The sequence below is a fragment of the Paenarthrobacter nicotinovorans genome, from assembly GCF_007670255.1.
GTDB lineage: Bacteria > Actinomycetota > Actinomycetes > Actinomycetales > Micrococcaceae > Arthrobacter > Arthrobacter nicotinovorans_B.
In genome coordinates this window covers 1-437 of the sequence record NZ_SZVS01000033.1, presented here as the reverse complement: position 1 = coordinate 437, position 437 = coordinate 1, and the positions used below count along the sequence as shown (strand labels likewise).

The window sequence follows — 437 nt, the reverse complement described above, 5'->3', positions numbered from 1 at the left end:
TCGTTGGTGCCGGTGATGGTGATGGTGACTATTTGGTCAACCCAAGCGCCCTTGTCATCGGTGACCCGGACGGTGTAAGTCACGGTCTGAGTGGCGCCTTCCGCTAGCGCTTGAGTGGCCGCTTTCGTGTTGTCTAAGGTGTAAGTCCACTTGCCGCTCGCATCAACTGCGAAGCTGCCATAAGTCGTGTCCGGGGTGCCTTGTACACTCCAGGTTTGGGTGGCGCCATTGTCTACATCCGTTGCCGAGAGTTGGCCGGTTGCAGTGGGTGTGCCTGGGGCATCTGTGCCGTCATCCAAATCGCCGGCTTCAACCACGCTGCCGACTAACTGTGTCGCCGCGTTGGTGATGACCGGGCTGTCGTTGGTGCCGGTGATGGTGATGGTGACTATTTGGTCAACCCAAGCGCCCTTGTCATCGGTGACCCGGACGGTGTA

At 59.0% G+C, this 437-nt stretch carries 1 protein-coding gene; it reads right to left on the bottom strand.

Going from position 1 to position 437, the window contains the following annotated elements; translation table 11 throughout:
- Nucleotides 1–437 (bottom strand): VCBS domain-containing protein (locus FDP28_RS20410; protein WP_222120662.1); only part of this gene is annotated, 437 nt, incomplete at both ends.